Genomic DNA, 26,681 nt, shown 5'->3' with positions numbered 1-26,681 from the left:
CTTGATCTCCGCCCCGAAGCCGAGCGTGTTCTGCCCGATGCGGCGCTGGATGATCTGATCGAGCCCGACGAAGGCGCCGCCGCAGATGAAGAGGATGTTGGTCGTGTCGACCTGGAGAAAGTCTTGCTGCGGGTGCTTGCGGCCGCCCTTGGGCGGCACGTTGGCGATGGTGCCCTCGATGATCTTGAGGAGGGCCTGCTGCACGCCCTCGCCCGAGACGTCGCGCGTGATCGAGGGGTTGTCGGACTTGCGCGAGATCTTGTCGATCTCGTCGATGTACACGATGCCCCGCTGCGCCCGCTCGACTTCGTAGTTGCAGTTCTGCAGCAGCTTCTGGATGATGTTCTCGACGTCCTCGCCGACATAGCCGGCTTCCGTGAGCGTGGTGGCATCGGCCATCACGAAGGGCACGTCGAGCATGCGCGCGAGCGTCTGTGCCAGCAGCGTCTTGCCGGAGCCGGTGGGGCCGATCAGGAGGATGTTGCTCTTGGTGAGCTCCACCTCGTCCTTCTTGGCCTTGTCCTTGTGGCGCAGGCGCTTGTAGTGGTTGTACACCGCGACGGCGAGCGTGCGCTTGGCGGGCTCCTGGCCGATCACGTAATTATCGAGGTTGGCCTTGATCTCGGCGGGCGTGGGCAGGTCGCCGCGCGACTCGCGCTGTTCGTCACCGGCGGGGAGTTCGTCGCGGATGATCTCGTTGCACAGGTCGATGCACTCGTCGCAGATGAAGACCGACGGCCCTGCGATGAGCTTCTTCACCTCGTGCTGGCTCTTCCCGCAGAACGAGCAGTACAGCGTCTTCTCGCTGGAGGAGCCTTTTCGTTCGGCCATGGATCCTTGCCTTCTTAACTGGATTCAATGATAACCATACAACAAACGGCGCCCCGGTTCCCCGGAAGCGCCGTCGTTGCTGTCCCGCAACCGCAGGGGGGCGCGGTCAGGGTCGTTTTGCAATGACTTGGTCGACGAGCCCGTAGGTTTTCGCCTCTTCGGCCTCGAGGAAATAGTCGCGATCCGTGTCGCGCTCGATCTTTTCCAGGGGCTGGCCGGTGCGCTCCGCCAGGATCTTGTTCAGCGTGCCCTTGGTCCTGAGGATGTCGCGGGCGTGGATCTCGATGTCCGTCGCCTGGCCCTGCATGCCGCCCAGGGGCTGGTGGATCATGATCTTGGAGTTGGGCAGCGCGAAGCGCTTGCCCTTCTCGCCCGCCGCCAGCAGGAAGGCGCCCATCGAGGCCGCCATGCCGATGCACAGCGTGGAAACCGACGGCTTGATGAAGTTCATCGTGTCGTAGATCGCCATGCCGGCGCTGACGCTGCCGCCCGGCGAGTTGATGTACAGGGAGATGTCCTTGTCGGGGTTCTCGGACTCGAGGAACAGCAGCTGGGCGACCACCAGGTTGGCCGTCTGGTCGTTCACCGGCCCGACCAGGAACACCACTCGCTCGCGCAGCAGGCGCGAGTAGATGTCGTAGGACCGTTCACCGCGGCCCGACTGCTCGATCACCATGGGGATCAAGCCGAGACCTTGGGTATCAAGTGCGCTCATGGGGGGGAATGTGCTCCGTTGGGTGGCTGTACTTTAGCCTGAATGGACTTGGGGCCTGGAGACCCTTTCACAAGGTCCCCAGGGTCCGGTTGAGGCACGGAGGCGTCGTCCCGAAGGGGTGTGGATGGCGAGGAGCGCGGATGTCATCCCGGGGGGGTGCGGATGTCATCCCGAGGAGTGCGGATGCATCCCGAGGGAGTGCGGATGTCATCCCGGGCTTGACCCGGGATCCACGACGGCCGCCATGTGTCAGCAGGCCGCATGGATTGCGGGTCAAGCCCGCAATGACATCCCTCACATCCCTCACATCCCTCAGACCCTGACATCCCCAACATCAGGCCTGCGCCTGCTGCCCCATCAGCTCGTCGAATCCCACGTTCTTGTCGGCCGTCTTCGCCTTGGAAAACACGAAATCCGTCACGTTGTTCTCGATCACGATCGCCTCGACTTCCGCCATGCGGCGGTTGTCGCTGTAGTACCAACGCACGACGTCGGCCGGGCGCTCGTAGCTGGCGGCCAGCTCTTCGATGTGCTGCTTGATCTGCTCGGGCTTGGCGTCCAGGCTGTTGGCGCGCACCAGCTCGGCCACCACCAGGCCCAGGCGCACGCGGCGCTCGGCCTGCGGGCGCACGATGTCCTCGGGGATCGGCAGCTTCTCGACATCCTTCAGGCCGCGCTGCTTGAGCTCGGCGCGCTGCGCCTCGATCAGGCGGTCGATCTCGTTCTGGATGATCGACTTGGGCAGGTCCAGTTCGGCCCTGGAGACCAGCGCGTCCATCGCCGCCTGCTTGTTGCGGGCCAGCAAGCGGAACTTGACTTCGCGCTCCAGGTTCTTGCGGATGTCGCCGCGCAGCGCCTCGACGCCGCCTTCCTCGATGCCCAGCGACTTGGCGAAGGCGTCGTTCACTTCCGGCAGGTTGGACGATTCGATCTTCTTGACGGTGACCATGAAGTCGGCCGTCTTGCCCGCCACGTCCTTGCCGTGATAGTCCTCGGGGAAGCCAAGCTGGAAGGTCTTGCTCTCGCCCGACTTCATGCCGCGCACGGACTCGTCGAACTCCTTGAGCATCTGGCCTTCGCCGACCAGGAACTGGAAGTCCTCGGCCTTGCCGCCCTCGAAGGGCTCGCCGTCGATCTTGCCTTCGAAGTCCACGGTCACGCGGTCGCCCGCTTCGACGGCTGCGTCCAGCGCGCGCTGCGCGAAGCTGCGGCGCTGCTTGCGCAGGATGTCGAGCGTGCGGTCGATGGCCGCGTCGGTGACGTCGGAGCTGACCTTCTCGACTTCGACTTCGGACAGTTCGCCGATCTTCACTTCCGGGTAGACCTCGAACACCGCGTCGAAGGCCAGCTCGCCCTCGGGCGCGCCTTCCTTCTCGGTGATCTTGGGCTGGCCGGCGACCTTGAGCTGGGCCTCGTTGGCGGCCGCCGCGAAGGCCTCGCCCACCTTGTCGTTCATCACCTCGTAATGCACCGAGTAGCCGTAGCGCTGCGCGACCACCGACAGCGGCACCTTGCCCGGGCGGAAGCCGTCCATCTTGACGGTGCGCGCCAGCTTCTTCAGGCGGGAATCGACTTCGGACTGGATGGCGTTGACGGGCAGCGTCAGCGTCATCTTGCGTTCCAGCTTGTCCAGGGTTTCTACGGTCACGGCCATGGTCTGTCTCGGTTGGAAAAAGGAAGTGGTGCGCGGGGGGGGACTCGAACCCCCACACCATTGCTGGCGTCAGGACCTAAACCTGGTGCGTCTACCAATTTCGCCACCCGCGCGGTCACTGAAAGGGAAAGCGGGCCGCCAGGGCATCTCCGGCGACCCGCTCGAATCCGGTCAACAGGCGATTTTAACCGGAGTCCAAATGCCAGCAACCGGACGCAGAAGGCGCAGAAATTTCGCAGAAGGCGCAAAAAACGCAGTTCAAGATTTTTTCCCGGATTCCTTCTGCGTCTTCTGCGCGACTTCTGCGCCTTCTGCGTCCGGTTGTTGGGTTTTCAGGCCACCCGCTTCACCCGAAACCACGCCGCATACATCGCCGGCAGCGCCAGCAACGTGAGTACCGTGGCGACGATCAGGCCGCCCATGATGGCGACGGCCATCGGGCCCCAGAACACCGAGTGCGACAGCGGGACCATCGCCAGCACGGCCGCGGCGGCGGTCAGCACGATCGGGCGCAGGCGCCGCACCGCCGACTCGACGATCGCGTCCCACGCCGGTACCCCGCGCGCGCGGTCCTGCTCGATCTGGTCGATCAGGATCACCGAGTTGCGCTGGATCATGCCCATCAGCGCGATCACGCCGAGCAGCGCCACGAAACCGAAGGGCCGGTCCAGCACCAGCAGCGACGCCGCCACGCCGGCAATGCCGAGAGGACCGGTGATGAACACCAGCAGAGCGCGGCTGAAGCTATGCAACTGCAGCATCAGCAGGGTGAAGGTGATGAACAGCATCAGCGGCACGCCCGCCGCGATCGACGACGAGCCCTTGTTGCTCTCCTCCACCGCTCCCGCCACCTGGATGCGATAACCCATCGGCCACTTCGCCTCCAGCGTCTTCAGTTGGGGCAACAATTCGTTGGTCACGGTCGCGCCCTGCAGCCCCTCGACGATGTCCGACTGCACGGTGATCGCATAGGTGCGGCCCTCGCGCCACATCACGCCCGGCTCCCAGGTGAACACCGGCTTGGCGATCTGCGTCAGCGGGATCGCCTTGCCCGAGGCGGTGGGCAGGTAGGCGTTCCCGATGTCGGTGATGGCGCTGCGTTCGGCCAGCGGCTGGCGCAGCACGATGTCGATCAGCTTGTCGCCCTCGCGGAACTGGCCAACGGCCGTGCCGTTCAGGATCGTGCGGCTCGCCTGCGCGATCGACTGGCTGGTCACGCCCAGGGCTCGCGCCTTGGCCTGGTCCACGTCCAGCCGCAGCACCTTGACCGATTCGTTCCAGTTGTCGTTCACGCCGCGCGTATTGACGCTCTGGCGCATGGCGGCCTTGACCTCGTCGGCCCGTTCGCGCAAGACGATCGGGTCCGGCCCGAGCACGCGGAACTGCACCGGATAGGGCACCGGCGGCCCGTTCGGCAGCAGCTTCACGCGCGTGCGCACCTCGGGGAATTCCTGCGCCAGCAGCCCCGGCAGGCGCACCCGCAGCCGCTCGCGCGTGGCGAGGTCCGTGGGCACGATGATCAACTGCGAGGCGTTGCTCTGCGGAAAGATCTGGTCCAGCGGCAGGTAGAAGCGCGGCACGCCGGAGCCGACCCACGAGGTCACGCTCGTGACCTCCGGCATGTTCAGGAGCCGCCGTTCGAAGCGCTTGGTGACTTCCTCGTTGGCCGCGAACGAGGTGCCTTCCGGCGACCACAGGTCCACCAGGATCTCGGGCCGGCTCGAATCCGGGAAGAACTGCTGCTGCACGCGGCCCATGCCGACGATGCCCAGCGCGAACACCAGCACCGTGGCAGCGATCGTGATCCAGCGATGCTCCACGCACCAGTTCACCGCATGGCGAAAGCCACGGTAGAAGGGCGTGTCGAAGTGCTCCTGGTGCTCGGAGGAAACGGGCTTGGCCTTGAGCAGCAGCGTGCCGAGATACGGCACGAAGAACACCGAGACGAACCAGCTCAGGACCAGCGCCACCACCGTCACCGCGAAGATCGCGAACGTGTACTCGCCCACCGTGGAGCGCGCCATGCCGATCGGCAGGAAGCCGGTGGCGGTGATCAGCGTGCCCGTGAGCATGGGCATGGCCGTCACTTCATAAGCGAAGGTGGCGGCACGGGCCTTGTCGTAGCCCTCCTCCATCTTGCGCACCATCATTTCGACCGCAATGATCGCGTCGTCGACCAGCAGTCCCAGCGCGATGATCAGCGAGCCGAGCGAGATCTTGTGCAGCCCGATGCCCCAGTAGTACATCACGAGGAAAGTGACCGCGAGCACCAGCGGGATGGTGATGCCCACCACCAGGCCGGGGCGCACGTCCACGTACCAGCGCTGCCACAGCGGCAGGCCCGCCTGCGGCCGCTTGTGCAGGCCGAGGGCGACGAAGCTCACGCCCAGCACGATCACCACCGCCTCGATCAGCGTCTTGACGAATTCGTTGACCGAGGATGCGACCGCCTGCGGCTGGTCCTGCACCTGCACCAGGCGCAGACCCGCGGGCAGGTTGTCGTCGATGCGGCCGGTCGCCGTCTTGAGCGAATGGCCCAGGCGGATGATGTCGCCGCCCCTGGCCATCGAGACACCGAGTGCGACCACCTCCTTGCCGCCGTGCCGCACCTTCACTTCGGGCGGATCGACATAGCCCCGCTTGATTTCCGCGATGTCGCCCAGCCGCAGCTGGTTGCCGGAGCTGCCGCGGATCGGCATGGCGCGCAATTGATCGACGGCCTGGAACTGGCCGGCCACGCGCACCTGCACCACGTCCAGCGGCGTCTGCACCGCGCCGGCGGACTCCACCGCGTTCTGCTGCCCCATCTGCTGCAGCACCTGGTTCAGGTCCAGCCCGAGCTGCGCCAGGCGCTTCTGCGAGATCTCGACGTACAGCTTCTCGTCCTGCACGCCGAACAGTTCCACCTTGGCGACATCGGGCACGCGCAGCAACTCCTGCCGCACGTCGTCGGCGAAGTCCTTGACCTCCGCGTAGCTGAAGCCCTTGTCCGCCTCCAGCGCGTAGATCACGCCATAGACGTCGCCGTACTCGTCGTTGAAGAACGGCCCCTGCACGCCGGGCGGCAAGGTGGCGCGCATGTCGCCAACCTTCTTGCGCACGGTGTACCAGACGTTCGGCACGTCGGCGGCGCGCGAGGAGTCCTTGATCTGCAGCACGATCAGCGTCTCGCCGGGCTTGGCGTAGCTACGGATCACGTCGGCATACGGCACTTCCTGCAGCGTGCGCTCGATCTTGTCGGTGACCTGTTCGGCGACCTGCTGCGCGGTGGCGCCGGGCCAGAACACGCGCATCACCATCACGCGGAACGTGAACGGCGGATCCTCGTCCTGCCCCAGCTGGAAATAGGCGGCGAACCCCAGCACCATCAGCACCACCATCAGGTAGCGCGTGAGGGCCGGATGCAGGATGGCCCAGCGGGAAAGGTTGAACCGCCCGCGGCCCGTGGCTTCGTCCATGGCTGCCTCAGCGCGCGGACAGGGTCGCCGCCGGGGCCGCACCCATCGCGGCGGCGGGCTGCTCGGTCGCCACCGGCGGCAGGGCGGAGGTCCTCTCCTGCCACACGGTCACCTTCTGGCCCGGCGCCAGCACGTGCACGCCGGCGGCAACGATCACCATGCCGGGCAGCAGGCCGGCGCTGATCACCGCCTCGTTGCCGTCGGCCGTCGCGACCTGCACCGGCTGCAGCCTGACCGTCATCGTGGCCTTGTCCAGGACCCACACCGCGGAGCCCTGCCCTTCCTGGCGCAGCGCGCTGGTCGGGATCTTGATCACCTGCGCGCCCGCATGGCTGAAGCCCTGCGGCATCACGGTGACGGTGGCGCCCAGCGGCGGCTGCGTCTGGCCCTCGAGCGAGACCTTCACCGGGTAGGTGCGGGTGACCGGGTCGGCGCTGGCCGCGACCTCGCGCACGCGCCCGGTCAGTGCCGTATTGCTCGCCCAGAGGTGCACGTCGACCGCAGTGCCGGCATGCACACCGGCCAGCTTGTCTTCGGGCACCGCGAACATCACGTCGCGCGGACCGTCCACCGCAACGCGGACCACCGTCGTGCCGGCGGAAACCACCTGGCCCGGCTCGGCTTCCACCGCGGTGACGACGCCCGAGACGTCGGCGACGAGATTCGTATAGCGCGCCTGGTTGCCCTGCGAGGCGAGCTGCGCCTGCACCTGATCGAGCTGCGCCTGCGCCGCCTTGAGGGTGGTTTCGCGCCGCTCCAGTTCGGCGCCGCTGATGAAGTTCTGTTCCTTCAGCGTGACGTAGCGCTGGTAGTCGGCCGCGGCCAGCTCGCGATTGGTCACGGCCGCGGCCACCTGGGCCCGGGCCGCATCGGTGGCCAGGCGAAAGTCCTGCGGATCCAGCTGTGCGAGCAGCGCGCCGGCCTGCACGTGCTGGCCGATCTCGGCCTGCCGCTGCGTGATCTTGCCGCCGACGCGGAAGCCCAGGCGCGCTTCGATCCGCGGCCGCACCTCGCCCGCGAACTCGTAGCGCGACTGCATGCCGGAGGCGCCGACGGTGATGACTTTCACCGCGCGCACGGGCTCGGGCTGCGGCGCCGGGCGCGAGCAGCCGAGCAGCAAGGCCAGCGGCAGGAACACACCGGCAAGCGCGAGTCGCGGGGAAATGCCTGTTTGCATGGACGGACCTGTGATTCGCGCGCCTTTGGGACGCACTACTGACTGACTGGTTAGTAATCTAGGAGATGCCAGCCGAGCCTGTCAAGCGACAATCCCGGCGTGATGCAGCCCCCCGATGACCGGCACCGCCCGGTCGAGCACTATGAGAACTTCCCGGTCGCCTCCTGGCTGTGCCCACCCCGGCTGCGGCGGCCGGTCGCGGCCATCTACTGGTTCGCGCGTACGGCTGACGATATCGCGGATGAAGGCAGCGCGACAGTAGAAGAGCGGCGCGCCGACCTGCTTACATATAGAAACGACCTGGAAGCGTGCCTTTCTGACAACGCTGTCTCCGGCCGCTGGCCACAGGTCTTCACCGCCTTGGGGACCGCCGCCCGGGATTTCGCGCTGCCGGCCCAGCCGCTGTTCGACCTGCTCGCTGCTTTCGGGCAGGACGTGGAGAAGACCGCCGCGGCTGCACCCTATGGCGACCGCGCCGAACTCCTGGACTACTGCCGCCGCTCCGCCAACCCGGTCGGCCGCCTGCTGCTGCATCTGTATGGCGTGCGCGACGAGGAGTCGCTGGCGCACAGCGATGCGATCTGCAGCGCCCTGCAGCTGATCAACTTCTGGCAGGACGTGAGCGTGGACCTGCCGCGGGCTCGCTACTACCTTCCGGCCGATGACTGCCGCCGCCACGGCTTCACCCCCGATGCGCCGTCGCCGCAAGCGCTGCCCACGCTGATCGCCGAACTCTGCGCCTGGTCGCGCGGGCTGATGCTCTCGGGCGCGCCGCTGGTGCATCGCGTCCCGGGGCGGGCCGGCTGGGAGCTGCGGCTGGTGGTGCAAGGCGGCCTGCGCATCCTGCGCCGCATCGAGGCGATCGGCTTTCGCACGCACGAGCGCCGGCCCACCGTCGGAGCCCTCGATCTGCCGCCGATGCTGTGGGCCGCGGCGCGGATGTGAGAATCACGGGTTCACCAGGGAACGCATGACGCCGGAACAGTATGTCCAGCAGAAGGCTGCCGCCTCGGGCAGCAGCTTCTATTACGCCTTTCTTTTCCTCCCGCCGCCCCGGCGCGCGGCCATCACGGCCTTCTACGCCTTCTGCCGCGAGGTGGACGACGTGGTCGACGAGGTGACCGATCCGGGCATCGCCCGCACCAAGCTTGCGTGGTGGCAGTCGGAGGTGGCGCAGGCCTATGCCGGCTCGCCCTCGCATCCCGTGCTGAAGGCGCTGATGCCCTGCGCGGCTAGCTATGGCATCGAACAGCACCACCTGCAGTCGGTGATCCGCGGCTGCGAGATGGACCTGGAGCAGACCCGCTATCTCGATTACCCGGGCCTGCAACGCTATTGCCATCTGGTGGCCGGCGTCGTCGGCGAGGTGGCGGCGCGCATCTTCGGCCAGACGCAGCCGCAGACCACGGAGTACGCGCACAAGCTGGGCCTGGCCTTTCAGCTCACGAACATCATCCGCGACGTCGGCGAGGACGCGATGCGGGGGCGCATCTACCTGCCGGTCAACGAGCTGCAGCAGTTCGATGTCAAGGCGCACGAGATCCTGCAGCGCAAGCACTCGGAGCGCTTCGTGGCCCTGATGCGCTTCCAGGCGCAGCGCGCCCATGCGCTCTACGACGAGGCCATGGCGCTGCTGCCGGCCCCGGACAAGCGCGCGCAGAAGCCGGGGCTGATGATGGCCAGCATCTACCGCACGCTGTTGCGCGAGATCGAGGCGGACGACTTCCAGGTGCTGAACCAGCGCGTCAGCCTGACGCCGGTGCGCAAGCTGTGGCTGGCCTGGAAGGTGCAGGCGCTGGGCCGGGTGGCGTGAGCGCCGCACGGACTGTGGAGCCTGGGGGAGCGTATCCAGTGAGCCGCGTCGCGATCGTCGGCGCGGGCTGGGCGGGGCTCGCGGCTGCCGTGGCGGCGACCGAACGCGGCCACGAGGTCACCCTGATCGAAGCTACGCGCACGCTCGGTGGCCGGGCGCGCACGCTGGCCGTGCCCATGCCCGATGGCAGCGAGCTGCTCCTGGACAACGGCCAGCACATCATGATCGGCGCCTACCTCGAGACGCTGGCGCTGATGGAGAAGGTGGGCATCGAGCTCCATGCCGCACTGCTGCGATTGCCGCTGGTGCTGCGCGATGCGCAGGGAGAGGGCATGGCCCTGCCCGCCTGGCCAGCACCCTGGGACGCGGCCGCCGGCATCCTCGGCGCGCGCGGCTGGAGCTGGGCGGACAAGCTGTCGCTGCTGCGCGCGGCCGCCGGCTGGCAACTCGCGCGCTTCCAGTGCCCACCGCAACTGAGCGTGGCGGAACTCACGCGCGGTGTGTCGCAGCGGGTGCGCGAGCAATTGATCGAGCCGCTGTGCGTCGCCGCGCTCAACACGCCGGCGCAGCGATCGAGTGCGCAGGTCTTCCTGCGGGTGCTGCGCGATGCCTTGTTCGGCCGCGGCTACCGCGGCTGGGGCGGCTCGAACCTGCTGTTGCCCAAGCAGGAGCTCGGACGCGTGTTCCCCGAGGCAGCGCAGGCCTGGCTGGCCGCGCACGGTGCTGCCCTGCGGTTGGGGCAGCGGGTGCACGCGCTGACACGCGACGACGCTGGCTGGCGCGTGGACGGCGAAGCTTTCGATGCGGTCGTGCTCGCCACCCCGCCTGCCGATGCGGTGCGGCTGCTGCAAGCCAGCGAAGTCGCGGCGGCGGACTGGATCGCTTGCACGCAGGGCCTGTCGTACGAAGCGATCGCGACGGTGTACGTCACCGGCGGCCCGCGCCTGACCTTGCCGATGCTCGCCTTGGCCTCGGGGCCGGGCGCGCCGGCGCAGTTCGTGTTCGACCGCAGCCAGCTCGGGGCGCCTGCCGGCGTGCTGGCCTTCGTGGTCAGCGCGAGTCCGGCGGGGCGCGAAGAGATCGAGCGGGACGTGCTGGCCCAGGCCGCCTCGCTCGGGTGGCAGGTGCGGCCGCTGCAGACGGTGGTGGAGAAGCGCGCGACCTTTGCGTGCCTGCCGGGTCTGCGGCGCCCGCCGATCGCGATCGCGCCGGGACTGTGGGCGTGCGGGGACTATGTGGACGGGCCCCACCCTGCCACGCTGGAAGGTGCGGTGCGCGCCGGTCTTGCCGTCGCCGAGCGTTTGGCCCCGTAGGCTGGGCTGCGGCAAAGCCGCACCCCAGCGCTTCCTCGACGCACGCTGGGGTTCGCTCGCGCGAAGCCCAGCCTAGGACCCGAGCAACTCCCGCAATTCGCCCAGGTGCGTCAGCGTCACGTGCGGCTCCTGCTCGTGCGGCCACAGGGCGTCCGAGCGATTCAGCCATGCCGCCTGCATGCCGGCATTGAGAGCGCCCAGCGCATCGAGCGTGGCGTCGTCGCCGATATGCAGCACGTCGGCCGGCGTCAGGTCCAGCGCTCCCGCCGCGGCATGGAAGATGCGCGGATCGGGCTTGCCGACGCCGAACTCCCGGGCCGACACGCTGGCGCGGAAGAAGCGGCCGATGCCCACGCGCTGCACGTCGGCGTTGCCGTTGGACAGCGCCACCAGCGGATAGCGCGCGGCCAGCAGTTCCAGCGCCGGCAGAGCGTCCTCGAACAGCGTCACCTGCTGGCGGGCGGCAAAGAAAACCTCGAACGCCGGTTCGGCCAGCAGCGGATCCTCGCCCGCGCGGTACAGGGCCACGCGGATCGCCTCGCGCCGCAGGGCGCTCATGTCGTGCTTCAGGTGGGGACGCGACTCCTGCATCTCCGCCCGGATCTCGCGCAGCGCGCCCGGGCTGGAGAACAGGGCCGCGGTCATGGGCGCGTGCTCCATCAGCCAGTCGTGCAAGGCCTTCTCGGCGCGCTCTATGGTGGGCCAGATGGGCCAGAGGGTGTCGTCGAGGTCGAGGCTGACCGCCTTTACTTTCGCGAGGTCGAGCATGCGGCGAGAATACCGCAATGCCCGCCGTCGACCGCACCCCGACCTCGCACGCGCACCGGCACGGCGAAACGCCCTTCACCGGCGTCCTGCTGTGCAACCTCGGCACGCCCGAGGCGCCCACGCCGGCCGCCGTGCGCCGCTATCTCGCCCAGTTCCTGGCCGACCCGCGGGTGGTGGAGATCCCGCGCGCCCTCTGGCTGCCGCTGCTGTACGGGCTGATCCTGCCACTGCGTTCGGCCAAATCCGCAGCCAGGTACCAGATGATCTGGACGCCCGAAGGCTCCCCGCTCAAGGTGTGGACCGAGCGCCAGGCCAGGCGCCTGCAAGGCTGGCTGGGCGAGCACGGCCACCGCGTGCGCGTGGCCTATGCCATGCGTTACGGCCAGCCCTCGATCGCCAGCCAGCTCGATGCACTGGCCAATGCGGGCGCCGAACGCATCCTCGTGCTCACGGCCTATCCGCAGTATTCCGGCACGACGACGGCCAGCGTGATCGACGCGGTGGCGCAATGGGCGCAGGCGCGGCGCTGCGTGCCGGAGCTGCGCTTCGTCAACCGCTATCACGACGACCGCGGCTACGTGCAGGCGCTGGCGCATCGCATCGAGCACTACTGGCAGGAGCATGGCCGGCCCGCCCACCTGGTCATGAGCTTCCACGGCGTGCCGCAACGCACGCTGCACCTGGGCGACCCGTACCACTGCGAATGCCGCAAGACGGCGCGCCTGCTGGCCGAGTGGCTGCGGCTCGATCGCTCGCAATACACGGTGACTTTCCAGTCCCGCTTCGGCAAGGCGAAATGGCTGGAGCCCTACACGCAGCCCACGCTCGAGGCGATGGGGCGCGCCGGCACGCAGCGCATCGACGTGGTGTGCCCCGGCTTCACCAGCGACTGCCTCGAGACGCTGGAGGAAATCGACATGGAATGCCGCGCCGCCTTCCTCGCTGCCGGGGGCAAGGAATTCCACTACATCCCCTGCCTGAACGACGAGACCGAGTGGATACGGGCGCTGGGGCAGATCGCGCAGCAGCACCTGGCCGGCTGGCCCACGCAAGCGGCCGCGGATCCGGGGACCCTGGCGGCGCAGAGGGAGAGGGCGTTGCAGTTGGGGGCGCCGGCTTGACGGCCGCTTGCTGGGGTGCCTGCGGCCGCCCAGCCTACCGGGAGGTCGTATTCGTAGGCTGGGCTGCCGCTGGCACCCCAGCATGGCGCTCGGCGTGTTCGAGAAACTCCCGCACCAACCCGATCTGCGCCTGAACATTCAACGCCGGCGCGTGCCCGCACCCCGGCACCTCCACCACACGCGTCAAACCCAGCGCCCCGGGCCCCCGCGTCAGCATCTCCTGCGCAGCATCCCGCAGCACCAGGTCGGATTCGGCGCCGCGCAGCAGCAGCACCGGGATGCGCAGCCGGTCGTAGTGCTCCCACAGGTCGTAGTCACGCGGGTGGTCGATGAATTGCCGCACCATGGCCGGGTCGTAGTGCGGCGTCACGCGGCCATCGGGCAGGCGGCGCATGGAGGTCTGCGCGAGCCGCCGCCATTGCGCCTCCGTGAGTTCGCCGAAGGGCCGATACACCTGGCGGAAGAAAGTCTCGAGTTCCGCCATGCTGTCGAAGGCGGGCGGATTGCCGGCGTATTCGCGGATGCGCTGCAGGGCGGCCGGCGCGAGCCGCGGTGCATTGTCGTTCAGCACCAGGCTGCGGATGCGTCCCTGCATGCGCGGCTCCGCCAGGCCGGCCGCGCACACCGTGCCGATCGCCCCGCCCATCGAGGTGCCGACCCAGTGCGCCTGCGCCACCTGCAGCCGGTCGCACAGGTCGGCGGCGATGCGCGCGTAGAACGCCAGCGTGTACTCCCGCCCCGGGTCCGGGCTCCATTGGCTCAAGCCGCGGCCCAGGGTGTCGGGGCAGATCACGCGCCAGCGCGTGGCAAGGGCGGCCGCCAGCTCGTCGAAGTCGCGCCCGGTGCGCGCGAGTCCGTGCCACGCGATCACCGTGTCGCCGTGCTGCGCGCCCCACTCGGTGAAGTGGATCTCGCGCCCGGCGCAGGTCGCGTAGTTCGATGTGAAGTGCATGCTGGTCCTCTTCGCCCCCGCTCCCGCCCCGCTACTGCGGCACCGCGACCGACGTGCCGCTGAACGTGATCCGGTCACCGGCCGCGGGCGTGGCGGTGATCGGCGGGATGTTGGCCGCCGTCAACGCCGGCGCCGCACCCGGGGTGCCGCCGCGCGGCGTCGTGCGCACCACCTGGCTCGGCGGCAGCGCGGTGCTCGCGCGCAGGCGGGCCAGCATCATGTCCATCGCCTGGTTGAAGTACACGTGCAGCGGGATGAAGCGCGTGTCGAAGCCGGAGAACGGGATGAACGCGTCGAAGTGCTGCCCGTTGGTGACCTCGATATAGCGCAGGTTGCTGGCAGCGCCATCGACGGTCTGGTTGAAGGCGAGGTAGGCGCGCTCGTTGTCGTTCACCGGCACCAGGGCGTCGCTGCGGCCCGCGACGATGATCGTCGGCTTGCCACCCAGTTTGCCGCTGACCGTTGCTTCACGAATCCCGTTCTGCACGGCCTGGCTCTGGGCCAGCGTCGGCGTGCTGCCAGCGGAGAGCTGGAAGCCCGTGACCGGGTCCGCCCCCGTGACCAGCGCGCGCTGGCACAAGGCCGTGTCGAGGCCGAAGTCGGCGGCGCTGGTGGAGGCCGAGACCGCGAACTGCCAGGCCTTGGGCCCGCCCTTGGAATCGTCGTACACGGGCGTGACCGGCGTGCCGTTGGCCGTGCCGTTGGCGACCGCGAAGCTCTGGATCTCGTTGAGCGGCTGCGTCGAGGCGCCGATCGCGACCGGCGTGCCCGTCGTGGCATCGACCACCGCGAAGCTGGTGTCGCACACGTGCTCCAGCACCGAGAAGCGGCCATAGGCGTTCGGGTACATCGCCGAGAGGATCGGCCCGTTGCCCAGCCCCCAGTACGAGTTGTGCATCTGGTCGCTCTCGGTGCCCCAGCCGAAGTTGTGCAGCTTGCTCAGTGCATCGGCCGACTGCGCCGCGAGCGTCGTGCCCGTGACCAGCCCCTTGGCGGCGAGGCTGGCGCAGCGCGCCTGGGCGCGCGGGTTGAAGAAGGGCGTCCCCAGCACGTTGAACGTCGATGTCTCGGACAGAGCCGCGGCGCTGGCCAGCGCCGCACACGGCTGGTACAGATTGCCCCAGGTGACCTGGTCGGCCAGCGTCTTGCCGAAGCCGGTGACCTGCGTCGCGCCGAAGCGGATGCCGTAGCCGGTGGTGGTCGGCATCTCGATCACCGGCTCCGAGGCCACGACGCCGTCGATCAGGCCCGTGGTATCCAGTTCCGCGGCCCGCAGCACCGCGGCGCCGCCGTTGGAGGCGGAGCCCGCGATCACCACGGTGTTGGCCGGCGTGATGGGCAGCGGATTGTCGACGGTGCCGAAGCGATCATTGAGCGCGAAGAAGGCATAGCGCGCGGCGGCAAGCGTGTCGTTGCCCCAATCCTTCTCCGGGTTCTGCTGCGAGTGCGCGTGCTTGAGCGCATAGCGGTTCGGGAACAGCGTGTTGAACGCCGTGCGCGCCGAATCGGTCACGTTGGCCGCGAACTGCGCCAGGTTGCCGGCGGCGGCGCGCGTCGTGCGCGTGCCGTCGATGCGGTTGACGGTGTCCGTCTGCAGGTTGTGCAGCCCGATGCCCTTGCCGGCATCGGTCAGCGCCACCGCGCAGCCGTGCTTGAGGCCCCATTCGCCGGCGGTGGCGATCGCCCCGTACACGCCGCGCGAACCCGAGGACGGGCCCACCACCAGGCACGAGGCCGCCGGATTGAAGCTGTCCGGGATCTGCACTGCCATCACGACGCGCTTGAAGCCCGTGCCGTCGTCCAGCAGCGCGATGTACTCGCGACCGGGGACCATGCCCTCACTGTTCGGGACCGGGTTGCCGCTGATGTCGACGTTGGGCCCGTAGAACCGGCCGTAGCCGCCCTTCGGTGAGGGATCGACCAGCCCGCGGTAGTTGGAGAACAGTGCGTTGCGGCGCAGTTCCAGCGCCGTGGGATTGGCGGGATCGGCGTAGGTCGGCGCAGCGCGCGAGGGCGGAATACCGTTGGTGCCGGCGTTCGGGTCATCGCCGAGCTGGGTCGCACCGATGCCGCCGGTCAGCAGGTCCTGCGTTTGCGCTGTGCTGCCGCTGCCGGGCGTGGTGGCCGGGTACACCGTGACGCTCAGTTGCGTCACGTTGGTCGGCAACAGGTTGCTGGCCGTGGCGCCGCTCCCTCCTCCTCCCCCGCAGCCCGCGAGTGCCGCGGCGATGAGGGTGCCCAGGGGCACGAGGCGGCGCAGGCCGCCCTGGCCCGGATCCGATGTCTTCGTCAACATATGTCTCCTTGCAGGCTTCTGGATTCGCCGGTCTTGCCGCCAGCGATCGGGGGAACGGCGCGCACCGGCGCCCGTGTGCGCAGGGCACGCAGGCGGCCGACCACGCCGGTCGGAAAGTGATAGACCGAGAGCACGAACAGCAGCCCGAGCCAGAGCAGCCAGCGGTCGGGCGACAGCAGCGCCGCCAGCCACGGCACGCCAGCGACGGCGTCGCTCGCGAGCTTCAGCAGGTCCTGCAGATAGCTTTGCGCGACCAGGAACAGGGCGGCGCCGACCGCCGCGCCATAGATGGTGCCCATGCCGCCGATCACCACGATCAGCAGCACGTCCAGCATGATCTCGAAGGACAGCGTGGTGTCCGGCCCGTTGTAGCGCAGCCAGATGGCGAGCATCGCCCCGGCGAGCGTGGCGAACAGCGCCGACAGGATGCTGGAGATGGTGCGGTACACCACCACGCGGTAGCCGATCGCCTCGGCCCGGAACTCGTTTTCGCGGATCGCCTGCAGCACGCGCCCGAAGGGCGAATTGACGATGCGCAGCAGCGCCAGGAACAGCACCAGCGCCAGCACGAACAGCAGGTAATAGCAAAGCAGCCGGCCATCGAGCGAAACCCCGAACAAGGGCGTCTGCGACCACTGGAAGGACGGCGACAGCACCTCGGGCATCTTGAAGGTGAGGCCGTCCTCGCCCCCCGTCACTTCCGACAGCTGGGAGGCCAGCGTCTGGAACGCCGCGGCGAAGGCCAGCGTGATCATCGAGAAGAAGATCGCCCGCACCCGCAGCGAAAAGAGGCCGATCGCCAGCGCCAGCACGAAGGACAAGGCCAGCGCGCACAGCGTGCCCACCAGCAGCGCGCCCCATCCCGGGCCCATGCGCGTTGCAGCGACGGCAACGCCATAAGCGCCGATGCCGAAGAACATCGTGTGCGCGAAGCTCACGATGCCCGTGTACCCCAGCAGCAGGTCGAAGCTCGCGACCAGGACGATGAAGACCAGGATCTTGGCCGCGACATCGAGCGCCTTCACCCCGTGGATCAGGAACGGCGCGCCGGCCAGGGCCAGCAACAGCAGCACGAGAACGACCGCCAGCACGCGGCTGCGCGGCAGATCGTTGGAAAGCAGGCGCGTCAGCATGCCGGTCTCATTTGGTGAGGGCGTAGACACCTTGCGGCCGCCACAGCAGGATCGCCATCATCAGGAGGATGTTCGAAAACAGCGCCGCCTTGGGCAGGAGGAAACCCGTGTAGTTGGCCATCAGGCCCACCAGCAAGGCCCCGACCAGGGCGCCCGTGGTGGAACCCAGGCCGCCGATGATCAGCACGATGAAGATCAGCACGTTGACCTGTGCCCCCATCTGCGGCACCACGTTCTGCTGGTACAGGCCCCACATCACGCCACCGAGCCCCGCGAGCGCGCTGCCGACCACGAACACGCCGACGAACAGCACGCGGATCCGGTAGCCAAGCGACTCCACCATCTCGCGGTCCTGCACGCCGGCGCGGATCAGCAGTCCGATCTTGGTGCGCGTGAGCATCCACAGCAGCACGCCGAACACCACCAGCCCCACGACCACGGCGACCAGCCGGTACTTCTCCACCGCGGCATCGCCGAAATAGAGGCTGCCGCGCATGCCCTCGGGCAGCGGCAAGGGAATCTGCAGCGGGCCCCAGATCACCTTGATCAACTCCTCGCCGATGATCATCCCGCCCATGGTGATGAGGATCTGCTTGAGGTGGTTGCCGTACACGGGCCGCACGATGAAGCGCTCGAAGGCCAGCCCGAGCGCGCCCGCGACCAGCATCGCGACCACCATCGCCGGCAGCACCGCCAGCAGGTTCACCCAGAGGCTGCCCGAGGCGGTGTAGTCACCCATCGCCCCGAGCACGCTGGTGGCGACGAAGGCACCGATCGCGATGAACACGCCGTGGCCGAAGTTCAGGACGTCCATCAGCCCGAACACGAGGGTGAGGCCGGAGGCGATCACGAAGATGATCATGCCCATCGCGAGGCCGGCAATGGTGAGCGTGAGCCAGGTCGAGGCCGAGCCGATGAAGGGCAGCACGAGCAGCACCAGCAGCGGCACGAGCGCCAGCGGCTTCCAGTCGGCATCCTTGAGATTCATAGTGCCAGCCCCAGCAGCGAGTGCTGCAGTTCCTCGTCGTCGGCCAGCGCCTGCATCGGGCCGGAGTGCACGACGACGCCGTTGTCCATCACCGCCACGGTATCGCCGAGGCGCTTGGCGAAGTTGATGTTCTGTTCGACCAGCAGGATGGTCACGCCGCTTGCCTTCAATTGCGCGAAGGCATCGATCATGTTGTTGATGATGGCGGGTGCGAGACCCTTGCTCGGTTCGTCGACGATCAGCAGTTCACGCGGCTCGACGATGGCGCGCGCCACGGCCAGCATCTGCTTCTGGCCGCCCGAGAGCTTGCCCGCCGGGTGGTTCCAGAATTTCTCGACGGCGGGGAAGAGGGAGAAGATCCATTGCAGGCGCGTGCTGTCGATCCCGAGCGCGTTCCTCGCGCCGCGCGCGGCGAGCACCATGTTCTCCTTGACCGTGAGGTCGGCGAAGATGCCCATGGTCTCGGGCACGTAGGCGATGCCGAGCCGTGCGATCTGCGGCGTCGCCGCCTGCGTGATGTCGCGGCCCGCGAAGGCGATGCGTCCCTGCGAAGCGCGCCACAGGCCCATGATCGTGCGCAAGGTGGTGGTCTTGCCCGCGCCATTGCGACCGAGCAGCATCGTGAGCTGCCCGCGCGGCACGACCAGGTCGACGCCGTGGAGGATGTGATAGGCGCCGATGTGGGTATGGACGCCGGCAAGTTCGAGCAGGTTGTCGCTCATGGCTGTTCCTCCTTCCCCCTCCGGGGGAAGGCCGGGATGGGGGCGCTGGGGACGCTGGCGGTGCTTCGGGATGGCGAGCGCCGGAGCGCCCCCACCCCTGCCCTCCCCCGGAGGGGGAGGGAGCAAGACGGGGTCATGCGGACTCCCTCTGGGGTGATACGCCCAGGTAAGCTTCTTGAACGACCGGCAACGCGATCACCTCCGCCGGCTTGCCGTCCGCCACCAGCGTCCCGTTATGCAGCACGATGATCCGGTCGGCCAGTTCGCGCACGACGTCCATCTTGTGTTCCACCAGCAGGATCGTCTTGCTCTTGTCCGCCTTCAGGCGGCGGATCAGGTCGAGGATCACCGGCGCCTCGGCGGCGTTCATGCCGGCAGTGGGCTCATCGAACATGAAGACCTGCGGGTCCAGCGCCATCAGCAGCGCCACTTCCAGCTTGCGCTGGTCGCCGTGCGGCAGGCTGGCGACCAGTTCGTCCTGCTTGTCCTTCAGCGCGATGGTCGCGAGCAGTTCGTCGGCGCGCGCCAGCAGGCCGGCGTGGTCGCTCCAGATGCTCCACAGGTTCAGGCCGCGCCTGTGCCCGCCCTCGCGCGCGGCCTGCACGGCCAGGCGCACGTTCTCGCGCACGGTCAGGCGCGGAAAGAGGTTCGTGAGCTGAAACGCACGGCCCAGCCCGGCGCGCGTGCGCTGCGAGGCGGAAGCCCGCGACAAGTCGCGCCCGCCCAGCGTCACGCGCCCGGCACTGGCCTTCAACTGTCCGGAGATCAGGTTGAAATAGGTCGTCTTCCCGGCCCCGTTGGGCCCGACGATCGCCGTCAGCGTGCCGGGCTCGAACGAGCACGTCACGCCATTGACGGCCACATGCCCACCGAAGCGCACGGTGAGGTCGTGGGTGGCGAGTTGGGTCATGGGCAGGGAGAAAAATCCAGTATCCGGACGCAGAAGACGCAGAAGTGACGCAGAAGTCGCAGAAAACACCAAAGCAAAAATGGAAGTCCTTCTGCGTCTTCTGCTCTTCTGCGGTACTTCTGCGCCTTCTGCGTCCGGTTGTTGGGTTCTGGTCTTCGAATCAGCGCTTGTTTCGCACCGGCACCTGCATCTCTTCCGGCTTGATCTCGTGCACCAGTTCCGGCACGCCCCAGGCGAAGGCGGGGTCGACCTTCACCTTGAAGTGGTACATGCTCTGCATCGCCTGGTGGTCTTCCTTGCGGAAGGTCATCTTGCCCTTGGGCGTCTCGAAGGACATGCCCTCCATCGCGGCAATCAGCTTGTCGGCACCGGTGTCGCCACCGGTCTTCTTCAGCGCGGTGACGATCGCCATCGCGGCGGAGAAACCACCGGCCGTGAAGAAGTCGGGCGGCGACTTGAACTGCTTGTAGTGACTCGCCACCAGCGCCTCGTTCACCGGGTTCTTCGGGATGCCGAAGTAGTAGTAGGTCGCTCCCTCCATGCCCGGGAACTGCTTGTACGAGGCCATCGCCGGCAGGATGTTGCCGCCGGTGAAGACCTCGATGCCGAAGCGCTGCTTCAGGTTCTGCGCCGCCAGCGCATTGAAGGGCGGCGTGCCGCCGGCCCAGATCACCTCGATCACCTTGCGACCCGGCTTGTCCTTGAGCGCATCGACCACGCGCTGGATGCCGGCGGTGAAGTCGGTGGTGGTCTGCGGCAGGTATTCCTCGTGCACGATCTTCGCCTGGTGCAGGGCGTCCTTGAACGCCTTCACGCCGTCGCGGCCGAAGGCATAGTCCTGCGCCAGCGTGGCGACCGAGGTGTTGGCCTTGTCCATCGCCACCGCATTGGAGATCGCATCCTGCGAGCTGTTGCGGCCGGTGCGGAACACGTACTTGTTCCACTTGTCGCCGGTGATCGAGTCGGCGACCGCGGGCTCCACCAGCAGGATCTTCCTGTACTCCTCGGCGACCGGCAGCATCGCCAGCGCCACGCCCGAGGACGTGGGGCCGATCGCGAGATCGACCTTGTCATCGGAATACGCCGTGGCCAGCAGCGACTTGCCCAGGTCCGGCTTGCCCTGGTCGTCCTTCTCGATGACGACGATCTTGCGGCCGTTGACCGTCATGGTGCCGCCGGTGGCGTAGTCCAGGCCCATCATCAGGCCGGTCTGGGTCTGCTTGCCGTAGGCCTCGAGCGGGCCGGTGCGGCTGTAGATGTGCGCGATGCGGATCTCCTTGCCCTGCGACCACGCCAGCGGCGTGGCAAGCATGGAGGCGGCGAGCGCCGTGAGCGCGACCCAGTGGCGTCGTTGCATGCGATTGGTCTCCTGATGGTTATTGCTGAACTGCGAACGCGGGAGCCCTGGGCGGCAGCACGGCGCGTGCCAGCGGCCAAATGCCCGGCGCGCAAGGACTTTGCGCCCGCCGGCGGGCAAAGTGTCCGACTTCCGTGCAATCGAACTGCCTGAACTTCAGACAATCGACTGATTTTCAGGCAACGAGCTCGAGCCGCTCATAGAGCTTGGCACGCGAGATCCCGAGCAAGCGCGCGGCTGCCAGCTTGTTGCCGCCGGTGGCGTCGAGGGCTGCCTGGATGGCGACCCGCTCGACCTCGGCGACCTGCTCCGCCAGCGGCCGCAACACATCGGCCGTCGATGGGGCGGCGTGCTGCAGCGGCGCCGGCGGGGCGGGCGGCAAGCGTTCGATGCCGGCGTCGCGCAGCACCTGCTCCAGGATGCGGGCATCGAGGTGTGGGCCGTCGCTGCGCATCGCGGCCTGCTCCAGCACATTGCGCAGCTCGCGGATGTTGCCGCGCCAGCGTTGCGACGACAGCATGGCCACCGCATCGGCGTCGAGGTCGAAAGGCGCGGTGCCGTTGCGCAGCGCGATGTCCTCGGCCAGTACTTCGGCCAGCGCCGGAATGTCGGCGCGCCGTTCGCGCAGCGGCGGCACGCGGATCGGCAGCACGTGCAGGCGGTAGTACAGGTCCTCGCGGAAGCGCCCTTCGCGCACCAGCGCGCCCAGGTCACGCGAGGTGGCCGCGATCACGCGGGCATCGAATGGCACCACCTTGTTGGAACCGAGCGGCTCGATCTCGCCCTCCTGCAGCGCGCGCAGCAGCTTGGGCTGCAGGGCCAGCGGCATGTCGCCGATCTCGTCGAGAAACAGCGTGCCGCCGTCGGCCAGCTTGAACTTGCCGTCCCGCCCCTTGCGGTCGGCACCCGTATAGGCACCGGGGGCGACGCCGAAGAATTCCGCTTCGAGCAAGGTGTCGGGCACGGCGGCGATGTTGACGCTGACGAAGGCGCCGCGCGCCCGCGCCGAGGCCGCATGGATCGCATGCGCCAGCAGTTCCTTGCCGGTGCCGGTTTCACCGAGCAGCAGCACCGGGCTGGAGGACTGCGCTGCGCGGCGCGCCTGCCGCTTCACTTCGACCACGGGTGGCGTGCTGCCGATGAAACTCGCGAGGGTGTACTTGCTGCGCCGCTGGGTGGCGAGTTCGCGGCGCGCGTCGTCGAGGTCGCGCTGCAGGTTGGCGAACTTGTGGATCAGGGGTTGCAGCGTGGTCTCCGGGTGGTCGAACAGCACGATGCCCAGCACGCCGATCACCTTGCCCGCTTCGTCGCGCAGCGGGATGCGGCTGACGACGAAGGTGCCCGCCTTGTTGGACAGCAGGTCGATCAGGATCGGCTTGCCGGTTGCCAGCACGCGATGCATCTGCGTGTTGTGCACGACCTCGGACACAGGGCGGCCGACGAAGTCCTCGACCCGCTGGAAACCCAGCGCCGGCAGGAAGCGCTGGTACTGCTCGTTGATCCACACCACGCGCGCATTGCGGTCCACCAGCAGCATGCCTTCGCTGGCGTTGGCGAACAGGTCGAACATGGAGCGCGCCGCCAGCGCCAGGATGCGCTGGCCGTCCAGGGGCAGCGAGGGGTCGGAACTCATGGGGCGATGGTAGCGGCCGGCTGGGGGGTGGCTATCGGGGGAGACTCCTAGGCAGTTGCTGGTGACGGCGGGAACAACACCGCCGCCCCTCTCTGCCCGCGCGTCCACGAGGCCGCCCCTGGTGTCAGTCCGCCACGACGGCCCGTCTGTTCCAGCCCTTCTCGGCGACGTGCGCAGCGGCTCCGGGCTGGACCTGGCGATCTGCCAGGAGATCGCGCGGGCGCTGGGCGGCAGTATCCAATTGGAAAACCGTGAAAACGCACGTCGCATTGCCGGCCTCGACGCCACAGTGCACCTGCCGCTGGTGGAGAATGACACCTGAATGGAACGACTGAGGATAGACAAATGGTTGTGGGCGGCGCGCTTCTACAAGACGCGCAGCCTGGCAACGGAAGAGATCGACAAGGGCCGCGTCGCCATCAATGGCCAGGACGTCAACAAGCCCGCGCGCGAGGTCAAGGTGGGCGACACCGTGGCCGTGCGGCGCGAAGGCCTCACGCGCACCGTGCTGGTCAAGGGCCTGTCGGACGTCCGCGGTCCCGCGCCGGTGGCCCAGCAGCTCTACGAGGAAACCGCCGAGAGTCTGCAGGAGCGCGCCCGGGCGGCCGAACAGCGCCGCTATGCGCCCGAACCGGCGCTGGCGATCGAACACGGCCGACCTACCAAGCGCGGCCGGCGGGATCTCGAAGAAGCGCAGCGCCACGGGTGGGGGGATCGCTGGAGCGCTTCGGTGGACGACCCGAAGAAGTAGCTGGGTGGCTCTGAGTGGAAGGATGTCATGCCTTGGGATGTCATCCCGGGCTCGACCCGGGATCCACGCGGCGCCTGATCAACCGCCGCATGGATTGCGGGGCAAGCCCGCAACGACATCCATCGGTGGCGCTCAACCAGCAACGACATCCAGTCGGCCGCGATGGTTGACCGCGCAACTACCCCAACAGCCGAGCTGTCTGTCAGACAGCTCTGACCTCGTGTGACGCAGGCCGCTGGCACAGCATTCGATCGGCCACTCCCATACTTTGCGCACTGTAGTCACACAAGCAAGACAGCGAAGTACAGGGACGATAAGAAATGAGCGAGAACAGAACGACGACGATCCTGCAGCGGGTGCCGGCCATCCTGGCGGTCACGGCCAGTTCGTATGGCCTGCAGCTGAAGGACTTCGAAACGCGCCGCCCGGAGGCTGCCGGCGACCGGCGCCGCAGCGGGCGCGGCAAGGCCGGCGACAAGCCCGCCGCCCAGAGATAAGGGGAAGCGTCAGGGAGCGAAAGGCCGCCTTCGGGCGGCCTTTCTATTGGTGCCGCGGCTTCGGCACGGCGCGCTATTTGGTCCCGCGCCGCTCGCGCGCACGCCGCACCTGGCGGCTTTCGGCCACGCGGCTTGCGCGCTCTTCCCGCTCGCGGCGCTTGCCCCGCCACTTGCGGGAAAGAAAGCGCGCCAGCGCGAAAGTCACGGCGCAGGTGAAGACCAGCACGAGCAGGCTGGGAAGATCGGCGGGCATGGGTGGCGATGGAGGCGACCGCACGAGTCTAAGCGCAGCCGGGGCCCGCCTTCCGCGGGGCGCGGTTGCCCGATGCCATCCGGACCACTCCATTGCGTACCTCTTTGTGCTGATGTGCCCACCGGCCACCCCGACTAACGTGCGGCAGCACCACGAGGAGAAGCACCATGGAATTCGCTGGAATCGCCGCGCCCCTCAGCGGCTCCTGTCTCGATCGGCTGGCGACCTCGCTGCGCACCGACCTGCCTTCGCTGTGGGCCGTGATGACTGTCGAGACCTCGGGCTGCGGCTTCCTGCCGGACCGACGCCCGAAGATCCTGTTCGAGCGCCACAAGTTCAGCGAGCTCACCAATCACCGCTTCGACGCCAGGCACCCGGACATCAGCAACCGGACGGCCGGCGGCTACGGCGAAGGTGGCGCCAACCAGTACGTGCGCCTGCAAACGGCAACCGCCCTGGACCGCTCTGCCGCCCTGCGCGCCACCTCGTGGGGACTCGGCCAGGTGATGGGATTCAATGCGGCGCGTGCCGGCTATGCGAACGTCGAAGACATGGTCGCGGCGTTCACGCAATCCGAAGACCGGCAGATCGCGGCGATGGCCGAATTCATCCGCACGGGGCAGCTCGATGGCCCCTTGAGCGCGCACCACTGGGCGCAATTCGCCGAACGCTACAACGGGGCGAACTACAGCATCAACGACTACGGCGGCAAGCTCGCCCGCTATTACGCGCGCTACCTCACCGGGCCCTTGCCGGATCTGCTGGTGCGGGAAGTGCAGATGGGCCTGACCCTGCTGGCGCTGCCCGGCGTCCCGAGCCCGGGCAAGGTCGATGGCTGGTATGGGGAAGACACGCAGCACGCGCTGACAGCCTTCCAGCTCGCGTGCCAACTGCCCCCCACCGGCCGGCCCGACGCGCCCACCATGGCGGAATTGCGCAGGCGCCTGGGCTGGCCCACGCCCTGACACGCCCCCTCGCACGCCCCTCAACTCGCCCCCGCAGGCGCGCCCGGGCATCGCGGGCAAGCTCCGCATCGAATGCGCTACGGGTCCTGAGCGCGGCAGGCACCGGCCTGCATTTTTTCCACCAGGTGCTTTTCTAGAGTGCGCCCAGGTCGAGAGCGCGTGCACCGACGACACGCGTCTCGCCGGAGGGAGGTGGCGGTCCGCATGCGCGGGCCATGTACCTCGCAAACACCCAGAAAAGAACTGCATGAAAAGATCCAGCATTGCCGCGGCCCTGATGGCCGCTGCCGGCGCGGCCTCGGCCCAGTCGTCGGTCACCCTCTTCGGCATCATCGATGCCACCGTCGAACACGGCAGCGCCAGCGGTGCCGGGTCCACCAGCAGCACGCAGCTGACCAACTCGGGCTACAACAGCTCACGGATCGGACTGCGCGGCACGGAAGACCTGGGTGGCGGCCTCGCGGCATCCTTCTGGCTCGAAGGCGGCCTGGGCAATGACGACGGCACGGCGGGCGGCGCCATTGCCACGGGCAACCAGGGGGTGACCACCTCGGGTGGCAGCCTGAACTTCAATCGCCGCTCCACGGTCAGCCTGGCCGGCCGCTGGGGCGAATTGCGGCTCGGACGCGACTACTCGCCCTCTTACTGGAACCTCACCAACTTCGATCCCTTCGGCGCCAACGGCGTCGGCACCACGCTGGGCCTCGCCGGCGCGGTCGCGGCCGGCATGACCACGGCAGGCACGGCCGGCGTGCAGATGCGCGCCTCCAATTCCGTCGGCTACTTCCTGCCGGAGAACCTGGGCGGCTTCTATGGCCAGGGCATGGCCTACATGGGCGAGAACACCCAGAACGGCTCCGCTACCCAGAACGACGGCCGGGGCCTCGGCCTGCGCCTGGGCTACAAGCGCGGACCGCTCGACGTGGCCGCCGCGTGGCAACGCACGGACTTCGCGCAGTCCGCGACCACCGGCAACTTCCGCACCTGGAACGTGGGCGCGCAATGGGACCTCGGCCTTGCCCGCCTGATGGCGCAGTACGGCCAGGACGACCGCGAGAGCCTCACCGAGTTGCACGGGCGCCAGTGGCTGGTCGGTGCGCTGGTCCCCGTGGGTGCCGGTGAATTGCGCGCCTCCTATTCGTCCTATCGCGTCGACGAGAACAACGGCGCGGCCGATCCGCACGCGCAGAAGCTCGCGCTCGGCTACGTGCACAACCTGTCGAAGCGCACGGCGGTCTATGCGACGGTGGCGCGTGTCACCAACAGCAATGGCTCCGCCATCGCGCTGGGCGGCGCGACCTACGGCACGGGTGTGACCAACGGAACTTCCACCGGCTACGACCTGGGCATCCGCCACAGCTTCTGAGCGCGCGG

The 26,681-nt window shown here is 68.1% G+C and carries 23 protein-coding genes, 1 tRNA gene and 1 pseudogene; 9 read left to right on the top strand and 16 right to left on the bottom strand.

Translation table 11 applies throughout. The features are described 5' to 3' along the window. From clpX to JWP60_RS06585, 6 genes are all read right to left on the bottom strand, one after another. A partial coding sequence (gene clpX, locus JWP60_RS06610) for an ATP-dependent Clp protease ATP-binding subunit ClpX (RefSeq protein WP_299788081.1) occupies positions 1-831 on the bottom strand: 831 nt, incomplete at its 3' end. A gap of 106 nt (positions 832-937) precedes the next feature. Beyond that, entirely contained in the window at positions 938-1,546 is a 609-nt protein-coding gene (clpP, locus tag JWP60_RS06605) for an ATP-dependent Clp endopeptidase proteolytic subunit ClpP (RefSeq protein ID WP_299788078.1), read from the bottom strand. A 334-nt stretch (positions 1,547-1,880) separates the two neighbouring features. Beyond that, complete coding sequence (gene tig / locus JWP60_RS06600; RefSeq protein ID WP_299788075.1) at positions 1,881-3,200, bottom strand: trigger factor; 1,320 nt, start codon at positions 3,198-3,200, stop codon at positions 1,881-1,883. A 26-nt stretch (positions 3,201-3,226) separates the two neighbouring features. Then, positions 3,227-3,313: transfer RNA gene (locus JWP60_RS06595), tRNA-Leu, on the bottom strand. 219 nt (positions 3,314-3,532) lie between these two features. Continuing rightward, entirely contained in the window at positions 3,533-6,658 is a 3,126-nt protein-coding gene (locus tag JWP60_RS06590; RefSeq protein WP_299788072.1) for an efflux RND transporter permease subunit, read from the bottom strand. 7 nt (positions 6,659-6,665) lie between these two features. After that, positions 6,666-7,835 (bottom strand): efflux RND transporter periplasmic adaptor subunit, encoded by a 1,170-nt coding sequence (locus tag JWP60_RS06585; RefSeq protein ID WP_299788070.1) that lies wholly within the window; start codon positions 7,833-7,835, stop codon positions 6,666-6,668. A 102-nt stretch (positions 7,836-7,937) separates the two neighbouring features. Here JWP60_RS06585 and hpnC point away from each other — a divergent pair, with 102 nt between their 5' ends. The 3 genes from hpnC to hpnE are packed head-to-tail and all read left to right on the top strand — an operon-like array spanning position 7,938 to position 10,961. Beyond that, complete coding sequence (gene hpnC / locus JWP60_RS06580; RefSeq protein ID WP_299788067.1) at positions 7,938-8,780, top strand: squalene synthase HpnC; 843 nt, start codon at positions 7,938-7,940, stop codon at positions 8,778-8,780. A 25-nt stretch (positions 8,781-8,805) separates the two neighbouring features. Continuing rightward, positions 8,806-9,648: a presqualene diphosphate synthase HpnD gene (gene hpnD, locus JWP60_RS06575; protein ID WP_299788065.1), complete on the top strand. Its 843-nt coding sequence runs from the start codon at positions 8,806-8,808 to the stop codon at positions 9,646-9,648. 38 nt (positions 9,649-9,686) lie between these two features. Further along, positions 9,687-10,961 (top strand): hydroxysqualene dehydroxylase HpnE, encoded by a 1,275-nt coding sequence (hpnE, locus tag JWP60_RS06570; protein ID WP_299788063.1) that lies wholly within the window; start codon positions 9,687-9,689, stop codon positions 10,959-10,961. Positions 10,962-11,033: 72 nt separating this feature from the next. Here hpnE and JWP60_RS06565 read toward each other — a convergent pair whose 3' ends face one another. After that, a complete protein-coding gene (locus JWP60_RS06565) occupies positions 11,034-11,729 on the bottom strand; it encodes an HAD-IA family hydrolase (RefSeq protein WP_299788060.1) in 696 nt (231 codons plus the stop codon). Between the two features lie 17 nt (positions 11,730-11,746). Here JWP60_RS06565 and hemH point away from each other — a divergent pair, with 17 nt between their 5' ends. Next, a complete protein-coding gene (gene hemH / locus JWP60_RS06560) occupies positions 11,747-12,850 on the top strand; it encodes a ferrochelatase (protein ID WP_299788057.1) in 1,104 nt (367 codons plus the stop codon). A gap of 34 nt (positions 12,851-12,884) precedes the next feature. Here hemH and JWP60_RS06555 read toward each other — a convergent pair whose 3' ends face one another. From JWP60_RS06555 to JWP60_RS06520, 8 genes are all read right to left on the bottom strand, one after another. Next, a complete protein-coding gene (locus JWP60_RS06555; protein WP_299788054.1) occupies positions 12,885-13,802 on the bottom strand; it encodes an alpha/beta hydrolase in 918 nt (305 codons plus the stop codon). A gap of 31 nt (positions 13,803-13,833) precedes the next feature. After that, positions 13,834-16,098: a 3-hydroxybutyrate oligomer hydrolase family protein gene (locus tag JWP60_RS06550; protein ID WP_299788051.1), complete on the bottom strand. Its 2,265-nt coding sequence runs from the start codon at positions 16,096-16,098 to the stop codon at positions 13,834-13,836. After that, entirely contained in the window at positions 16,092-17,231 is a 1,140-nt protein-coding gene (locus JWP60_RS06545; RefSeq protein WP_299788048.1) for a branched-chain amino acid ABC transporter permease, read from the bottom strand. Before JWP60_RS06545 ends, JWP60_RS06550 begins: the two co-directional genes overlap by 7 nt. Positions 17,232-17,238: 7 nt before the next feature. Next, positions 17,239-18,219 (bottom strand): branched-chain amino acid ABC transporter permease, encoded by a 981-nt coding sequence (locus JWP60_RS06540; RefSeq protein WP_299788045.1) that lies wholly within the window; start codon positions 18,217-18,219, stop codon positions 17,239-17,241. Then, on the bottom strand, positions 18,216-18,941 hold the full coding sequence (locus tag JWP60_RS06535) for an ABC transporter ATP-binding protein (protein ID WP_299788042.1): 726 nt from the start codon (positions 18,939-18,941) through the stop codon (positions 18,216-18,218). Before JWP60_RS06535 ends, JWP60_RS06540 begins: the two co-directional genes overlap by 4 nt. A gap of 133 nt (positions 18,942-19,074) precedes the next feature. Continuing rightward, on the bottom strand, positions 19,075-19,851 hold the full coding sequence (locus tag JWP60_RS06530) for an ABC transporter ATP-binding protein (RefSeq protein WP_299788039.1): 777 nt from the start codon (positions 19,849-19,851) through the stop codon (positions 19,075-19,077). A gap of 160 nt (positions 19,852-20,011) precedes the next feature. Beyond that, positions 20,012-21,208, bottom strand: coding sequence for a substrate-binding domain-containing protein (locus tag JWP60_RS06525; protein WP_299788036.1), 1,197 nt, complete (start codon positions 21,206-21,208; stop codon positions 20,012-20,014). 175 nt (positions 21,209-21,383) lie between these two features. Then, entirely contained in the window at positions 21,384-22,841 is a 1,458-nt protein-coding gene (locus JWP60_RS06520) for a sigma 54-interacting transcriptional regulator (protein ID WP_299788033.1), read from the bottom strand. A 163-nt stretch (positions 22,842-23,004) separates the two neighbouring features. Between JWP60_RS06520 and JWP60_RS06515 the strand changes: the two are divergent. The 3 genes and pseudogenes from JWP60_RS06515 to JWP60_RS06505 form a co-directional block, all read left to right on the top strand. Continuing rightward, a pseudogene (locus tag JWP60_RS06515) lies at positions 23,005-23,163 on the top strand (sensor histidine kinase); the annotation flags it as partial. Then, a complete protein-coding gene (locus JWP60_RS06510; RefSeq protein WP_299788030.1) occupies positions 23,164-23,592 on the top strand; it encodes an RNA-binding S4 domain-containing protein in 429 nt (142 codons plus the stop codon). Between the two features lie 320 nt (positions 23,593-23,912). Beyond that, complete coding sequence (locus JWP60_RS06505) at positions 23,913-24,089, top strand: hypothetical protein (protein WP_299788027.1); 177 nt, start codon at positions 23,913-23,915, stop codon at positions 24,087-24,089. Positions 24,090-24,162: 73 nt separating this feature from the next. Here the strand turns inward: JWP60_RS06505 and JWP60_RS06500 are convergent, their stop codons facing one another. Continuing rightward, positions 24,163-24,342: a hypothetical protein gene (locus JWP60_RS06500; protein WP_299788024.1), complete on the bottom strand. Its 180-nt coding sequence runs from the start codon at positions 24,340-24,342 to the stop codon at positions 24,163-24,165. Positions 24,343-24,509: 167 nt separating this feature from the next. On the opposite strand from JWP60_RS06500, the gene JWP60_RS06495 reads away from it, so the two are divergent. Further along, positions 24,510-25,307 (top strand): N-acetylmuramidase domain-containing protein, encoded by a 798-nt coding sequence (locus tag JWP60_RS06495; protein ID WP_299788022.1) that lies wholly within the window; start codon positions 24,510-24,512, stop codon positions 25,305-25,307. Between the two features lie 247 nt (positions 25,308-25,554). Continuing rightward, positions 25,555-26,673 (top strand): porin, encoded by a 1,119-nt coding sequence (locus JWP60_RS06490; protein WP_299788020.1) that lies wholly within the window; start codon positions 25,555-25,557, stop codon positions 26,671-26,673. The last annotated feature ends 8 nt before the right edge of the window (positions 26,674-26,681 follow it).

This window comes from Ramlibacter sp., assembly GCF_028291745.1.
Lineage (GTDB): Bacteria > Pseudomonadota > Gammaproteobacteria > Burkholderiales > Burkholderiaceae_C > Ramlibacter.
Note: the sequence above shows the minus strand (reverse complement) of the source record. Positions and strands in the feature narration are given on the sequence as shown.

Excerpts from the sequence above, each read along its gene's own strand:
- clpP (WP_299788078.1), bottom strand. The coding sequence starts at position 1,546 with ATGAGCGCACTTGATACCCAAGGTCTCGGCTTGATCCCCATGGTGATC.
- tig (WP_299788075.1), bottom strand. The coding sequence starts at position 3,200 with ATGGCCGTGACCGTAGAAACCCTGGACAAGCTGGAACGCAAGATGACG.
- JWP60_RS06590 (WP_299788072.1), bottom strand. The coding sequence starts at position 6,658 with ATGGACGAAGCCACGGGCCGCGGGCGGTTCAACCTTTCCCGCTGGGCC.
- JWP60_RS06585 (WP_299788070.1), bottom strand. The coding sequence starts at position 7,835 with ATGCAAACAGGCATTTCCCCGCGACTCGCGCTTGCCGGTGTGTTCCTG.
- hpnC (WP_299788067.1), top strand. The coding sequence starts at position 7,938 with ATGCAGCCCCCCGATGACCGGCACCGCCCGGTCGAGCACTATGAGAAC.
- hpnD (WP_299788065.1), top strand. The coding sequence starts at position 8,806 with ATGACGCCGGAACAGTATGTCCAGCAGAAGGCTGCCGCCTCGGGCAGC.
- JWP60_RS06565 (WP_299788060.1), bottom strand. The coding sequence starts at position 11,729 with ATGCTCGACCTCGCGAAAGTAAAGGCGGTCAGCCTCGACCTCGACGAC.
- hemH (WP_299788057.1), top strand. The coding sequence starts at position 11,747 with ATGCCCGCCGTCGACCGCACCCCGACCTCGCACGCGCACCGGCACGGC.
- JWP60_RS06555 (WP_299788054.1), bottom strand. The coding sequence starts at position 13,802 with ATGCACTTCACATCGAACTACGCGACCTGCGCCGGGCGCGAGATCCAC.
- JWP60_RS06550 (WP_299788051.1), bottom strand. The coding sequence starts at position 16,098 with ATGTTGACGAAGACATCGGATCCGGGCCAGGGCGGCCTGCGCCGCCTC.
- JWP60_RS06545 (WP_299788048.1), bottom strand. The coding sequence starts at position 17,231 with ATGCTGACGCGCCTGCTTTCCAACGATCTGCCGCGCAGCCGCGTGCTG.
- JWP60_RS06540 (WP_299788045.1), bottom strand. The coding sequence starts at position 18,219 with ATGAATCTCAAGGATGCCGACTGGAAGCCGCTGGCGCTCGTGCCGCTG.
- JWP60_RS06535 (WP_299788042.1), bottom strand. The coding sequence starts at position 18,941 with ATGAGCGACAACCTGCTCGAACTTGCCGGCGTCCATACCCACATCGGC.
- JWP60_RS06530 (WP_299788039.1), bottom strand. The coding sequence starts at position 19,851 with ATGACCCAACTCGCCACCCACGACCTCACCGTGCGCTTCGGTGGGCAT.
- JWP60_RS06525 (WP_299788036.1), bottom strand. The coding sequence starts at position 21,208 with ATGCAACGACGCCACTGGGTCGCGCTCACGGCGCTCGCCGCCTCCATG.
- JWP60_RS06520 (WP_299788033.1), bottom strand. The coding sequence starts at position 22,841 with ATGAGTTCCGACCCCTCGCTGCCCCTGGACGGCCAGCGCATCCTGGCG.
- JWP60_RS06510 (WP_299788030.1), top strand. The coding sequence starts at position 23,164 with ATGGAACGACTGAGGATAGACAAATGGTTGTGGGCGGCGCGCTTCTAC.
- JWP60_RS06505 (WP_299788027.1), top strand. The coding sequence starts at position 23,913 with ATGAGCGAGAACAGAACGACGACGATCCTGCAGCGGGTGCCGGCCATC.
- JWP60_RS06500 (WP_299788024.1), bottom strand. The coding sequence starts at position 24,342 with ATGCCCGCCGATCTTCCCAGCCTGCTCGTGCTGGTCTTCACCTGCGCC.
- JWP60_RS06495 (WP_299788022.1), top strand. The coding sequence starts at position 24,510 with ATGGAATTCGCTGGAATCGCCGCGCCCCTCAGCGGCTCCTGTCTCGAT.
- JWP60_RS06490 (WP_299788020.1), top strand. The coding sequence starts at position 25,555 with ATGAAAAGATCCAGCATTGCCGCGGCCCTGATGGCCGCTGCCGGCGCG.